Below are 12,284 nucleotides of genomic sequence, written 5' to 3' on the forward strand. Positions count from 1 at the left end.
CAAATAGGCGTACGACACAGCACCCTCAACGTCATGAAGGAAACATCATGAGCTCCTCCCAGCGCTTCCTCGACCGCCTCGGCCTGCAATTGCCCATCATCCAGGCACCGATGGCTGGCGTTTCCACGCCGCGCCTGGCCGCCGCCGTCTCGAACGCGGGCGGCCTGGGCTCCTTGGGCATCGGCGCCGGCAGCGTGGCGCAGGCGCGCCAGATGATCGAAGACACGCGCGCGCTGACGGACCGCCCCTTCAATATCAATGTGTTTTGCCATGCGCCTGCGGCAAGGGATGCGCGGCGCGAAGCGGCCTGGCTGGCCCATCTGGCGCCCCTGTTTGCGGAGCTGGGCGCGGCCGTGCCGGCAGAATTGGAAGAAATCTACCCGACGTTTCTCGGCGACGATCAGGCATTCTCCCTCTTGCTGGAACAGCGCCCTGCCGTCGTCAGCTTTCATTTCGGCTTGCCGACGCAGCAGCAGATTGCCGCCCTGCGCCAGGCCGGCATCTACACCATGGCCACGGCCACCAGCGTGCGCGAAGCAATCCTGATCGAACAGGCAGGGGTCGACGCCATCGTGGCGCAAGGCGTGGAAGCGGGCGGGCATCGCGGCGTCTTCGATCCGCAAGCGCCGGACGAGCGCCACAGCACCAGCGTGCTGCTGCGCCTGCTGGCGAACCGCACTGCCCTGCCCCTCATCGCCGCCGGCGGCATCATGGATGGCCAAGGCATCCGCGCCGCGCTGGACCTGGGCGCCGCCGCCGCCCAGTTGGGCACGGCATTCGTGCTATGCCCGGAATCGGCGGCCAACGCGGGCTACCGCGCCAACCTGAAAAGCGAACGGGCGGCCACCACCCGCCTGACCAACGTGCTCTCGGGCCGCCTGGCGCGCGGCATGGTGAACCGCCTGATCGAACATGGCGAAGCGCCAGGCAGCCCGCCACCGGCCGACTACCCCGTCGCCTACGATGCCGCCAAACAATTGAACGCAGCGGCTAGCCAGCACGGCAACAGCGAATTCGCCGCGCAATGGGCCGGCCAGGGCGCGCCGCTGGCGCGGGAATTGGGGGCGGCGCAGTTGATAGCCACCCTGGCCAGGGAAATGGCAGCCTGATTTCAGGACGCCGCGGACATGAAGCGCCCCCATTGACACGTAAGCCACAAGCAGCACGGCATAGAGAGATAAAAAGTTGACTCTACGCTGCAAGCGCATTGCAGTGTCCGCTTTCGCCCCGTAGCGGCCGTTCGATCTTGCGACAAAGCTTGGTAGCTGCAAAGTTCTAAACTGCATCGGAAGCATCGTCAATCACCTTGATCATGTGTCTGCCATACGATGTATCGGGACAGCAAGCACGAAGTTCCTCAAGGAGTTTGTGCTTGGTGTCCGGCATTGCAGTAGTAATGATCAGCTTGACAAAGGAGTGAAGGGTGTTCGACTCGGCACGGCCGATGAATGTACTGATCAAGGGTGTGATGAGATCAACGAAATCGAATGCAGCAATAATTTTCGCTGCGACGACCCGCTCCCTCCATCCTTCACTGGAAGTGAGAAGCTCGCAGATTTTCCAGGCGTCGGAAATTGCCACCAGTTGTTCAATCTTGCTGGCCGAACTCGCCCATCTTTCCGTGTACAGAGCGGATACAAGCTCATGAATTTTTGGATCAGATGCCGGGCGGTACGTCATTTGTCATTCTCAACATTTGTAAAGAGATAGGTCTGCTCCTGGCCGGTTGCCATCGTTTGCAGGTTACACCCCTTAACGGTCATTCACGAACGGCATTGACGACGCCTGCTGGTTGAGCTTGCATTCCTCAATCAGTATGGTTATACATCAGGGTACGTACACCATGTACACAGTCATGACGTAGCCGTCGCTAATTTCTGATATACGTACCTGCAGTACGAGATCACTGCTGCCTTCTTCTGCCGTCCAGAGATCTATAAGGGCATCCCAGCGATCCCCCATCCAGATGCACACTGATGTATTCCAGGATTCCTTGGGAAGCTGAATCAGCGTCGCCCCGTAGTTTTTGATGTATCTCTCGATTTGCGCAGCGGTCTCTTCTAATACTGGAGCGACCCCAGGCACGCCATCGCTCAGACAGTAGTCATGGCGCACGAATGCATCAACGATTTGTGTTAGCACTGGGCGCCAGGCTGAAGGGATTAGTCCTTCCTCTTCGGTATCTTTTGTGATCGGAACTTCACTTCGCTCGTTGAGTATCTTCATTCCCCAATCCTTGAAAACGAAAAACTATTCTGCTCGCTGAGCGGCTGCTTCTGGCCGAATGCGGCATATCAAGGCCAAACTAGCTCCCCCTTCAGTTTGGGTGCAAAAGTCGAAGAAAAGACCAGTTTAAGAAAATCATCGCCAATTGCACAGCCTCCTCACGGCTTTTGGCAACAGCTACCTTGAATGCCTCCTTCTGGATCGGTGCCCATTCGATCTTCAAAGAGTTAAGTTCTTCCACGCTAACCTTGTGATCTTCCCGGTGCGCATACCCATTGCGAATACCATTCAAAGCTTTTGCAGCGCCAACATATGCAGAAGGCAAAGTGCCCAATGCATCGGCCAGATCGACCTTCATTTCAAACGTAATGCGATGTCTATCCAACAGCTTCTCTGGCCTTGCAAGGTTCTTTGCTATTAGGGCCTCAATAGTCCGCTCAATAAGTAGATGGCCGCGCAAAACGGACGAAAGCTCTGGAGAGGCGAAAACAAGCATCTCCATGCCGTACTGATCAAGTGCCTCATGCGAAGCCGTTTCAAAGTTAACGGCTCGTGCAGCTTTCGATTTTTGCATTGCAACTACACTCCTCAATTCTTTTCGACCGTCGGCTTCTGGCCGTATCCTGCCTAAGTGACTCAGACGTTGACGTCACGCCAACGTCGCAACCAAATATATTTGTTCTTCCACAGGGTGATGTAAAAGATCGCGGAGAATGGTGACGCGTTCGGGCCGCATTCAAGTATCACAGGGTCGGCAAGACGAACGTCAAGCTCAAATTTTTTCGAATGACACCAATCGATTTGCATCTGCACAGTGTGCTTCCAGGGAGGGACATCGAACGCAACCTCCGAGCCATTGGCCACTCTGGCAATTTCTCGCCCGTCCAGAAGAACAATGTATTTGCGACCTATATCTTGCCAAATTGCCTTGATTCGTCAAACAATAATTTTTGTCATTTCAAATGTATTCAAAATTGATTTGGTCAGCTGAACTGCTTGGCCGTCGACGGCTCATGAGCATAACGAATTGCCAAGGACAAAAAGTCACGCATTGTCACGCCAACGCGAATGGCCGCTACGGTTCGCCTGCTATCTGCAACGAGTCAGGCGTGGATTGAAAGAAATTCATGCATCAATTCAAATGCATGAAATATTCCCAGGAGGCCGGCACACTGGGATGCATGCGCCTACGGCAGTCGGTGCCGCAAAGTCGGCTCGATATTGCGCGCGTGCAGCCAGCGCACGATGTCTTCCAGGGTGGCATCCTGCAACAGCAGGCCTGGCGCAGTGGCGGACGTAGCCACTGGCAATGCGGCAACGACGGGAGCGGGTGCGACATCAAGCAGACCCGCATGTCGCTGCAACTTCGCCAGCGCCTGCGCGAACTGGGCCGGGTTGATGCTGCGCAAGCTTTCCAGGAATCCCAGCTGGGCGGCTGGCGGCGGCGGCATGTCCAGGCCCGCTTCGTCGACGAAGGCGGCGCCCATGCTGGGGTGGATGAAAGCGGCCCAGTTTCCCGTCGGCTGCAAACATGGCGGCAGCGCCACCTGCTCCACGTAAGCGGGTGGTGCTGCGGCGAGGATGTCGGTCGAGGCGGGTAAAAAAATGGTGCGCAGCAACTGTACGAACTGGCGCGCCTGGGCGACCGGTACGGGCGTGGCCAGCGACAGCCATAACTGGAAAGCCGTGCCCGAGATGCTGACGGCGGGCGCCGGCAAGTCCAGCTCGTGCTGCACGGCATTGGCGATCGTGCACAGCGCGCTCCAGTGCGCTTCGCCGCCACCCTTGCCGCCAAACTCCAGCACCAGCGCGCGCGTCAGGCCGCGATGGCCGCGATCCTGTACCAGTTCTACGGCCACCGTCTGCTCGCCCGACAGATGGCGCGCCAGCACGGCCGGCGTCAGCGGCTGCTGTTGGCCACCCGCCTCCAGATAGTGTTGCTGTTCATCGAACAGATACAGACGGGTGAGTTCGGAAATCAGTTTATGCATGGACAGCCTCGTAATAACGTTGAGCAAGACTTGCCAACTTGCCCAGATTATAGCCTCCCTGCCCCCCGAACCTCAGCAGACCGGATGCCCGGCGTCCCGCCTCGCCCGCCCTGCGCCAAACACCAGCCAGCTGGCGGCGGCGAACAGGCAGGCGGCCACGCCGCCGTACAGCATCACCGCGCCAAAGCCTTGTGCCAGGGCAAGTTTTGCCACACCAGCCGGCAATGCGCTGGAGCCCTTGCCTGCCGACAAATTCTCCGCCATGGCGCGCAAGGCGGCCGCGTCCAGTCCGCCGGGCAGATGCGGCCGCAGCGCGGACTGCAGGGCTTCGACGAGGATAAAGCCCATCAGCGCGATATTGATGGACAGGCTGACCATGCGCGCGCTGATGTCGATGCTGGAAGCCATGCCGGCCCGCTCGCCGGGCACGGCGCCCGTCGTCGTGTTGGTGACGGGTGTATTCGTCAAGCCCAGGCCCGTGCCCGCCAGCAGGCAGCCGGGCAAGATCGTCAGCCAGCTGGCGGCATCCACACTGCTGCCCCACAGCATCAGCAGAAAACCCAGGCCGATGGCCAGCAAGCCGGCAGGAATGACCGTATCGGCCTGGTAGCGCAGCGCCAGCCGTTCGGCCAGGGGCGGCACGAGCAAGGTGGGCAAGGTGTAGGCCAGCAAGGTCAGGCCGGTGCCCAGGCTGCTGTAGCCGAGGCCATGTTGCACGTACAGGGGCAGATAAATCATGAGCGGCCAGAAACTGCAGTTCATGCCCGCCGAACCGAGCAGTGCTCCCGAAAAACGGCGAATGCGAAATACGCTGAAGTCGATCATCGGTTCAGGCTGGCGCCGCTCGATCATGACAAACAGCATCAGGCTGAGCAGCGCCACGGCCAGGCTGGCCAGCGTGAGCGGGTCCGTGAAACCCAGCGCCGGCCCCTGCGTGAGGCACCATGCCAGGCTGAACACGGCCAGCGACAGGGTGGCGATACCCGCCACGTCCAGCTTGCGCCGCTGCGGATCGCGCGATTCGCTCACGCCCAGCGCCACCAGCAGCAGGGCCGCCAGCGCCAGCGGCCCATGCACGAGAAATACCCATTGCCAGTTTGACAGAGCCACGATGGCTGCGCCGATGATAGGGCCAAAGCCCAGGCCCAGGCCAAACACGATGCCCCAGGCGCCAAACGCCCGGCCCCGCGCGGCGCCGGCCGGAAATTGCTGCGACAGCACGGCCACCTGGCAAATCAACATGGCGCCGCCGGCCATGCCCTGCAGCGCGCGCGCGCCGATCAGCACGCCGGTGCTGCCGGCCCAGCCGCATGCCAGCGAACTGAGGCCGAACAGCGCCAGGCTGGCGAGCAGCAAGCGCTTGCGGCCATAGCGGTCGGCCAGGGTGCCCGTTGCCATCAGCACGGTGGTGCAAGCCAGGGTGTAGGCGTTCATGATCCATTGCAAGTCCTTGAAATCGCCATGCAGCACCGTTTCCAGGGTGGGCAGGATGACGGGCACGCTGGAAATTTCCAGGCCGAACATGAGCGAGGCCAGGCACACGGCGGCCAGGGTCAGTGCGTTTTGTTGCGAATTAGTTAGGTGCATCGAAGCCTTGATGTCGAAAGTCATAGGGGCGCGTGCTGCCGGCGCGCTGCGAACCAGCATTCTAGAAAACCGCAACTCATGAAGGAAATGATAAAATTTTATACAATTCATTCATTTTCATCATGAGTCACGGGAATCCCATGGACTTCGATACCGCCCTGCTGCGCGCCTTTGTGGCCGTCCAGGACACGGGCGGCTTTACGCGCGCCGCCGAACGGCTGCACCTGAGCCAGTCGGCCATCAGCCACCAGATCCGCCGCCTGGAAGAACAGGCAGGCACGGCATTGCTTCTACGCACGACGCGCAGCCTGCGCCTGACGGAAGATGGCGAGGATTTCCTGCGCCACGCGCGGCAGATCCTGGCGGCCCAGGATGCGCTGTCGCGGCGCTTCCAGCGTTCCTCGATCGCCGGCGCCGTGCGTTTTGGCGTACCGGAAAATTTTATGGGTGCGCGCCTGCCGGCCCTGCTGGCACAGTTTGCGCACCTGTTTCCCGCCGTGCGCATGGATGTAACAGTCGGCACCTATCTTGACTTGCAGAAACTGGTCGCCGCCGATGCGCTGGACCTGGCCGTCGTCATGGCCCTGGCCGGCGGGCAAGATGAGGATGCCGTGCTGCGCCGCACGCGCTTCGTCTGGGCGGCCGCGCACGATTTCCGGCATGACGGCACTCAGCCCCTGCCGCTGGCGTTTTCGCCGGCGCCGTGCATGCACCGGCAAGTGGGCGTCGATGCCCTCGATAGCGCACGCCTCGACTGGCGCGTGGCGTTCACCTCGCCCAGCCAGCAGGGCTTGCGCGCGGCCGTGCTGGCCGGGCTGGCGATCACAGCCCTGCCACAGGGCGACCTGGAGCCGGGCATGGTGGTTATCGATGGCCAGCATGGCTTGCCAACCTTGCCCGCCGCACAGTTCCAGCTCGTCTGGCCCGCCGCCAGCAGCACGGCGGCGGCCGAAGCGTTCGGGCAATTGCTGCGTGAATGGTCAGCCGCTGCGGCGATATGACAGTAGCAGCAAAGGCAGCTTGATGAACAATCTCACCGTCCACGACAGCCACCGTGCCAGTCGTGCGGCTCCTGTGATCGCCACCCTAGCCACAGGAGGAAGGATAGGGCTTGGACGTGACCCCGACTTTCTTTACGCGTCGCTTGCTCGAGCAACGTACTGACGCGCAAACGACACACGACGTGCACAGTCACCACACGAACACGCGTTTACCGTGTGGCGATGCAGGTCTATAGTGGCTTCTTTCCCACCTGTTCAAGGATCGCCATGAAACTCTTTTACTCGCCGGGCGCCTGCTCCCAGGCACCGCACATCATCCTGCGCGAAACGGGCACGCCGTTTACCCTGATCAAGGTCGACCTCGGCCAGCACCAGACGCAGGAAGGCGGCAATTACTACGAACTCAACCCAAAGGGACAAGTGCCGCTGCTGGCGCTCGACGATGGGACGACATTGAGCGAAGGCCCCGTCATCGCCCAGTACATCGCCGAACTGGCGGGCAGGCAGGACTTGCTGCCCCCCGTGGGCAACTCTGCCCGCTACAAGGTGCTGGAATGGCAGAACTACATCACCTCCGAGCTGCACAAATCGTTCAGTCCCCTGTTCGATCCCCGCTACGACGCCGCCACCAAGACCTTGTTCGTTGAGCAACTTGGCAAGAAATTCAAATGGGTGGACAGCCGCCTGGAAGGACATGCCTACCTGACCGGCGACACCTTCACCGTGGCCGATGCCTACCTGTTCGTCATCACGGGCTGGGCGCCGCGCGTGGGCGTGGATTTGTCGGGCCTGGCAAATGTGCAGGCCTTCCTTGCAAGAATGGCCCAGCGCGACAGCGTCAAGGCTGCTTGGGAAGCGGAAGGACTGACCAAGGCGGCTTAACCGCCGTGGCACGGTGCACGGTTCAGGTTTTTTCCGACTTGCCGTGCATCACCATGATGGTTTGCTGCATCAGCGCGCACAGGTTTTCCCGGCCATCCTTGACGGCGAACACTTCGGCCTGCGTGACGATCAGGGCGCGGCCCGGACGCACCACCTTGCCGCGCGCGATCAGTTTCTCGCCATCGGCGGGCGCCACCAGATTCATCTTGTATTCCACGGTCAGCACGGAAGCACCGTCCGGCACCATGTTCATGGCCGCGTAACCGGCGGCCGAGTCGGCGATCATGCGCCACCACGCCCATGGGGACCGTTCCCCTGCCCTGCCCGCGCCAGCAAGCCGGGCACGAGATGCAGCAGGTCGCCTTGCGGCCGCTGCACGCTCAGCACGCCGGGCAACAGCCCTATGCGGGGCTTTGCCGTCCCATGCACCACTGTGCGAAAATGCCCGCCTTCGCCATTGCCGGATTCTGCCCATGCCGCACGCTGTCATCGATACCCTTTCCGAGCGCGACGCGCGCCGCATCGCCCGCCATGCGCCGGCAGCCGACGCCGCCCGCTTTTTGCATCCGGCCCAGCAAGCCTTGCTGCACCGGCGCGGCTGGCTGACGATGCTGGCGCCGCGCAGCGCGGGCGGCGCCGAGCTGCCCTTGCCACACGTGGTGCGCCTGGAAGAAGCCGTGGCCGCCGTCGACGGCAGCATGGGCTGGGTATTGACCCTGTGCGCGGGCGCGGGCTGGTTCGCTGGCTTTCTGGCCCCTGACATGGCACGCAGCATCATCGGCACGCCCCGTGTCTGCCTGGGTGGCAGCGGCGCGACCACGGGCTACGCGGAGGAAGAAGGCGACGGCTACCGCATCACGGGCAACTGGGATTACGCCAGCGGCGCGCCCATGGTCACCCACTTCACCCTGAACGCCCGGCTGCAGCGCGATGGCCAGCCCCTGCTCGATGCAGAAGGCAGGCCGCGCATCCGCGCCTTCCTGGTCCCCGCCGCGCTGGTGCAACTGGTGCCATCGTGGAACAGCATCGGCATGCGCGCCAGCGCCTCGCACAGCTACCGCATCGACGGTGCCTGGCTCGGCAAGGAACATGGTTTTACGCTCAGTGCCGACACCGCGACGGCCGACGGCCCCCTGTACCGCTACCCCTTCTATTCATTGGCTTACGTGACCCTGGCCGCCAACGTGGCCGGCATGGCTGCGCATTTCATGCAACTGGCAGAGGAATGCATGCGCCACCGGCGCCATGCGCGCGCCGGCTTGCCGCTGCTGGAGGTGCCGGAAGTGGCCAACATGCTGCAAGACAGGAAAGATGCGTTCACCGCCGCCCGCACCCGCTACTACACCGTGCTGGACGACAGCTGGGCGCAGGTGACGGCGGGCGCGGCGCTGGACGATGACGCCATGCAGGCCGTGCAAACCGCTTCGCTGGCCCTGGTGGCCGTCTGCCGGGCGGCCGTCGATGGCTTGTATCCCTACTGCGGCCTGTACGCGGCCCGCGAAGACAGTAGCATCAACCGCGTCTGGCGCGATTTTCACACTGCCAGCCAGCACTCATTGCTGCTGCCTTGACATTGCCGACCTCGGCAACGCCGCGCAACAGCTTGCCCCCGGGCAAGCGCATGACTGAAAAGGCTGGCGGGCGCCATGCGGGCCGGATTGCCTGATAAGATGGGGCATTGCTACTTCTCGCTTCCCCTATCCATGCACGTCAACACGCTCAGCAGCCTGGCGCAACTTTTGGCCAGTGCCGAAACGGAAACCCTGGCCTTTCCCACCAGCATCAATACGGCCCTGCTCCTGCAAAAGGAACTGGCCAACCCGGATTGTCACTCGTCCGACATCAGCCGCCTGTTGCTGTGCGAACCGACCTTGTCGGCACGCGCCGTGGCGCTGGCCAATTCGGCCATGTTCGCGTCCGGCCAGGCGCCTGCCATCACCAGCGTGCGCGCTGCCGTCGAACGGCTGGGCCACCGCAACCTGTATGCGCTGGCGACGGCGGCCGTCATCCGCCAGCTGAACGCGGGCATCCGCGACGAAGCCTTGCGCGCCCGCGCCACCCAGCTGTGGGCGCACACCGTGCATGTGGCGGCGCTGTCGCATGCGCTGGCCGGCGCCGTCACGCACACGGATGCTGATACGGCGCTGTTCGCCGGCATCGTGCATGAAGTGGCCGGCTTTTACATGCTGGCCCAGGCTGACAAGACCCCGGGCCTGTACGCCCAGCTGGAAACGCAGATGGCGTCCACGCTGGAAGTGATCGGCCGCGCGCTGATGCGCCAGCTGGGCGTGCCGCTGCCCGTCGCCGATGCCGTCAATGCCTTGCCCGGCTCGACCATCATGCTGCCGCCCGAAGGCTTGCGCGACACCCTGCTGCTGGCCAAGGCGCTGGCGCCCGTTGCCTCGCCGCTGCCGCAGGCCAGCGTTACCGTCAACGCGGCGCTGCAAGCCTATCTGGAGAACGATCCCGTGCTGCAGGCGCTGCGCACGCAGCCGTCGGCCGAAGCAAAGGGCCTGATCGAGGTACTGCTCAGCTGACAGCCGATCTGCTATGATGGCGCAGGCCGGGATGGGCCTGGCCCGCTTTCATTGATGTGCACTGGAAAACTGCCTTGACTACCTCCTTACGCATGCTCGGCCTGGCCGCAGCTCTGACCATGGCGTGCAACGCCAACGCCGACAGCTTCGTTTCATCGGCCTCCAGCGCCGGATCGCAGTCGAGCGGCAGCATTTCCGATTCGCTCAATGGTTCGAGCAACAGCTCGTCGCGCGACAACAAGGTGGCCAATGGCCCCTACCGCATTATCGACGTGGCCGCCATGCCGGGCCGCGACGGCATGACGCGCCTGACCATGCAGGCCGATGCCACGGCAACGCCGCTGGTGCTGGACTTGCCGCAAGCGGCCCTCGACAAGCAGCAGTTGGCGCAGGGCGACGTGGTGCATGCGCAAAACCGCGCCTACGGTATCGAATTTTCGCGCAACGACACGCGCGCCGCCTTTTTCCTCGTGCTGGACGACGACTGGTACGGCGAAATGGCCACGCGTCCCGTCAGCCTTTGATCCCTCGTTTGACCGCGCGTCACCTGGCGTGGCTGCTGACCAGCTGCGCTGCGCTGGTCCTGGCTGGCACCGCCCAGGCAGGAACTTCGCTCGCCTCATCGCGCTTTTGCGACCGCGCGCAGGAACTCACGGCCACGGAACAGGATCGCCTGTTGCGCTTTGCCGCCGTGGTGCGCGAGGAACTGGCCGCCAGCGAAGGCAGCGTGGCGCTGATCAGCCGCTCCGGCCTGGATCTGGCCCGCTTCGGCATCCGCTATTCGCACGCCGCGCTGGCCTGGCGTCATGACGATGACAAGGGCTGGTCCGCGCGCCAGCTGTACTACGCCTGCGACGAAGGCCGCCCGCGCATCTTCGACCAGGGTACGGCCGGTTTCGCCATGGGCACGGAAAACCCGGCTCTGGGCTACATCTCGCTCGTGAAACTGCCAGCGGAAACCGTGCCGCCCCTGCGCCGCGCCCTGCTCGACCCCGTACGGGTGCAGCAATTGCTGGCGGGCCGCTACAGCGCCAACGCCTATGCGTTCAGCCTGAAATACCAGAATTGCAATCAGTGGGTAGTGGAATTGCTGGCCGCAGCCTGGGGCGAACTGGCCGCGGCCAGCGACTTGCGCGCCCGCGCCCAGGACTGGCTGCGCGCCGCCCAATATGCGCCCGCCCCCGTCGACGTGGGTGCACGCTGGCTGATGCTCGGTTCGATTTTCGTCCCCCTGGTACATATGGACGACCATCCGCCCGAAGCCATCGGCACGATGCAGCTGGCAGTGAGCCTGCCGGCCAGCCTGGAAGCGTTCGCGCGCCAGCGCCTGCCCGCCAGCGAGCGCGTGGAAATCTGCCACGACGGCAAGCAGGTGGTGGTGCACCGGGGCTGGGATGCGATCGCCGACGGTTGCGTGCCCGGGGCAAGCGACCGGATCATCGCCCTCGATTAGTCAGGTATCCGCGTCGAGCGCTTCGCCAATCGCGTAAAAGCGCCCGCCCGCGATGTAGTGCAGGCTGCGCCAGGCTGGATCGGCCTCCTCGAAATGCCAGTGCCCGTCGCGAAACACGCGCGTATCGGCCCAGGCGCCCACCACCTCTCCGATGAACAGGTCATACGCAGCCTGGTTGTGCGGCTCGGCGATCAAACGGCAGGCCAGCCAGGCGGAGCAGCCGGAGACGAACGGTAAATCAAAGCCGTCCATGTGAAACAGCTGCACGCCGGCACGCGCCAGTTTATCGGGCTGCGCGTCCAGGCTGTGCGTGCCCACGGCATGCGTCAGCTGCAGCTGCGCCGCCGTCGGCACCTGGATGACAAACGTCCCGCTGCCCTCGACCAGCGCGCGCGTGCGCGTGGCCTTGTCCAGCACCACGGTCAGTTTCGGTGGCGCAAAATCGAGGGCGCAGGCCCAGGCGGCGGCCATCACGTTGTCGACGCCGGCATGGCGCGCCGAGACCAGGATGGAAGGGCCGTGATTGAGCAGGCGATACGCCTTTTCCAGCGGCACGGCGGCGATATGACCACGTTCAGGCTCCTCGTTTTTCAGGGACAGGAGCATA

14 protein-coding genes are annotated in these 12,284 nt (G+C 63.1%); 7 read left to right on the top strand and 7 right to left on the bottom strand.

What is annotated here, in order from left to right:
* Positions 1 to 47 precede the first annotated feature (47 nt).
* The gene (locus ACQ4WN_RS13495) at positions 48 to 1,109 is read left to right on the top strand and encodes an NAD(P)H-dependent flavin oxidoreductase (protein ID WP_436552009.1); all 1,062 of its coding nucleotides are present in this window, start codon (positions 48 to 50) and stop codon (positions 1,107 to 1,109) included.
* Between the two features lie 166 nt (positions 1,110 to 1,275).
* Here the strand turns inward: ACQ4WN_RS13495 and ACQ4WN_RS13500 are convergent, their stop codons facing one another.
* The 5 genes from ACQ4WN_RS13500 to ACQ4WN_RS13520 all read right to left on the bottom strand — a co-directional run bounded on the left by ACQ4WN_RS13500 (position 1,276) and on the right by ACQ4WN_RS13520 (position 5,804).
* Positions 1,276 to 1,680, bottom strand: a complete 405-nt coding sequence (locus tag ACQ4WN_RS13500) for a hypothetical protein (RefSeq protein WP_139088862.1) — start codon at positions 1,678 to 1,680, stop codon at positions 1,276 to 1,278.
* A 147-nt stretch (positions 1,681 to 1,827) separates the two neighbouring features.
* Positions 1,828 to 2,226, bottom strand: coding sequence for a DUF7668 domain-containing protein (locus ACQ4WN_RS13505; protein WP_436552010.1), 399 nt, complete (start codon positions 2,224 to 2,226; stop codon positions 1,828 to 1,830).
* Between the two features lie 91 nt (positions 2,227 to 2,317).
* The gene (locus ACQ4WN_RS13510) at positions 2,318 to 2,800 is read right to left on the bottom strand and encodes a hypothetical protein (protein ID WP_436552011.1); all 483 of its coding nucleotides are present in this window, start codon (positions 2,798 to 2,800) and stop codon (positions 2,318 to 2,320) included.
* Positions 2,801 to 3,413: 613 nt separating this feature from the next.
* Positions 3,414 to 4,217: a hypothetical protein gene (locus ACQ4WN_RS13515; protein ID WP_436552012.1), complete on the bottom strand. Its 804-nt coding sequence runs from the start codon at positions 4,215 to 4,217 to the stop codon at positions 3,414 to 3,416.
* A gap of 72 nt (positions 4,218 to 4,289) precedes the next feature.
* The gene (locus ACQ4WN_RS13520; protein WP_436552013.1) at positions 4,290 to 5,804 is read right to left on the bottom strand and encodes an MFS transporter; all 1,515 of its coding nucleotides are present in this window, start codon (positions 5,802 to 5,804) and stop codon (positions 4,290 to 4,292) included.
* Between the two features lie 140 nt (positions 5,805 to 5,944).
* Between ACQ4WN_RS13520 and ACQ4WN_RS13525 the strand changes: the two genes are divergently transcribed.
* Both ACQ4WN_RS13525 and gstA read left to right on the top strand, forming a co-directional pair.
* On the top strand, positions 5,945 to 6,805 hold the full coding sequence (locus tag ACQ4WN_RS13525; protein ID WP_436552014.1) for a LysR substrate-binding domain-containing protein: 861 nt from the start codon (positions 5,945 to 5,947) through the stop codon (positions 6,803 to 6,805).
* A 267-nt stretch (positions 6,806 to 7,072) separates the two neighbouring features.
* The gene (gene gstA / locus ACQ4WN_RS13530) at positions 7,073 to 7,687 is read left to right on the top strand and encodes a glutathione transferase GstA (RefSeq protein ID WP_436552015.1); all 615 of its coding nucleotides are present in this window, start codon (positions 7,073 to 7,075) and stop codon (positions 7,685 to 7,687) included.
* A gap of 22 nt (positions 7,688 to 7,709) precedes the next feature.
* Here the strand turns inward: gstA and ACQ4WN_RS13535 are convergent, their stop codons facing one another.
* Positions 7,710 to 7,973: a PaaI family thioesterase gene (locus tag ACQ4WN_RS13535; RefSeq protein WP_436552016.1), complete on the bottom strand. Its 264-nt coding sequence runs from the start codon at positions 7,971 to 7,973 to the stop codon at positions 7,710 to 7,712.
* A 187-nt stretch (positions 7,974 to 8,160) separates the two neighbouring features.
* Between ACQ4WN_RS13535 and ACQ4WN_RS13540 the strand changes: the two genes are divergently transcribed.
* The 4 genes from ACQ4WN_RS13540 (at position 8,161) to ACQ4WN_RS13555 (ending at position 11,677) form a co-directional block, all read left to right on the top strand.
* Positions 8,161 to 9,258 carry an acyl-CoA dehydrogenase family protein gene (locus ACQ4WN_RS13540; RefSeq protein WP_436552017.1) on the top strand — a complete coding sequence of 366 codons (1,098 nt, stop codon included), beginning with the start codon at positions 8,161 to 8,163 and terminating at the stop codon, positions 9,256 to 9,258.
* Positions 9,259 to 9,390: 132 nt separating this feature from the next.
* On the top strand, positions 9,391 to 10,224 hold the full coding sequence (locus tag ACQ4WN_RS13545; RefSeq protein ID WP_436552018.1) for an HDOD domain-containing protein: 834 nt from the start codon (positions 9,391 to 9,393) through the stop codon (positions 10,222 to 10,224).
* A gap of 92 nt (positions 10,225 to 10,316) precedes the next feature.
* Entirely contained in the window at positions 10,317 to 10,748 is a 432-nt protein-coding gene (locus ACQ4WN_RS13550; RefSeq protein ID WP_436552040.1) for a hypothetical protein, read from the top strand.
* An 8-nt stretch (positions 10,749 to 10,756) separates the two neighbouring features.
* Positions 10,757 to 11,677 (top strand): DUF2145 domain-containing protein, encoded by a 921-nt coding sequence (locus ACQ4WN_RS13555; protein ID WP_436552019.1) that lies wholly within the window; start codon positions 10,757 to 10,759, stop codon positions 11,675 to 11,677.
* Here ACQ4WN_RS13555 and ACQ4WN_RS13560 read toward each other — a convergent pair whose 3' ends face one another.
* The gene (locus ACQ4WN_RS13560) at positions 11,678 to 12,283 is read right to left on the bottom strand and encodes a flavin reductase family protein (RefSeq protein ID WP_436552041.1); all 606 of its coding nucleotides are present in this window, start codon (positions 12,281 to 12,283) and stop codon (positions 11,678 to 11,680) included.
* Position 12,284 lies beyond the last annotated feature (1 nt).

This window comes from Janthinobacterium pasteuri (genome assembly GCF_051380775.1).
Lineage (GTDB): Bacteria > Pseudomonadota > Gammaproteobacteria > Burkholderiales > Burkholderiaceae_D > Janthinobacterium.

Bases quoted from the DNA above. Each gene is read 5' to 3' on its own strand.
- ACQ4WN_RS13495 (WP_436552009.1), top strand. From the start codon at position 48: ATGAGCTCCTCCCAGCGCTTCCTCGACCGCCTCGGCCTGCAATTGCCC.
- ACQ4WN_RS13500 (WP_139088862.1), bottom strand. From the start codon at position 1,680: ATGACGTACCGCCCGGCATCTGATCCAAAAATTCATGAGCTTGTATCC.
- ACQ4WN_RS13505 (WP_436552010.1), bottom strand. From the start codon at position 2,226: ATGAAGATACTCAACGAGCGAAGTGAAGTTCCGATCACAAAAGATACC.
- ACQ4WN_RS13510 (WP_436552011.1), bottom strand. From the start codon at position 2,800: ATGCAAAAATCGAAAGCTGCACGAGCCGTTAACTTTGAAACGGCTTCG.
- ACQ4WN_RS13515 (WP_436552012.1), bottom strand. From the start codon at position 4,217: ATGCATAAACTGATTTCCGAACTCACCCGTCTGTATCTGTTCGATGAA.
- ACQ4WN_RS13520 (WP_436552013.1), bottom strand. From the start codon at position 5,804: ATGCACCTAACTAATTCGCAACAAAACGCACTGACCCTGGCCGCCGTG.
- ACQ4WN_RS13525 (WP_436552014.1), top strand. From the start codon at position 5,945: ATGGACTTCGATACCGCCCTGCTGCGCGCCTTTGTGGCCGTCCAGGAC.
- gstA (WP_436552015.1), top strand. From the start codon at position 7,073: ATGAAACTCTTTTACTCGCCGGGCGCCTGCTCCCAGGCACCGCACATC.
- ACQ4WN_RS13535 (WP_436552016.1), bottom strand. From the start codon at position 7,973: ATGATCGCCGACTCGGCCGCCGGTTACGCGGCCATGAACATGGTGCCG.
- ACQ4WN_RS13540 (WP_436552017.1), top strand. From the start codon at position 8,161: ATGCCGCACGCTGTCATCGATACCCTTTCCGAGCGCGACGCGCGCCGC.
- ACQ4WN_RS13545 (WP_436552018.1), top strand. From the start codon at position 9,391: ATGCACGTCAACACGCTCAGCAGCCTGGCGCAACTTTTGGCCAGTGCC.
- ACQ4WN_RS13550 (WP_436552040.1), top strand. From the start codon at position 10,317: ATGCTCGGCCTGGCCGCAGCTCTGACCATGGCGTGCAACGCCAACGCC.
- ACQ4WN_RS13560 (WP_436552041.1), bottom strand. From the start codon at position 12,283: ATGCTCCTGTCCCTGAAAAACGAGGAGCCTGAACGTGGTCATATCGCC.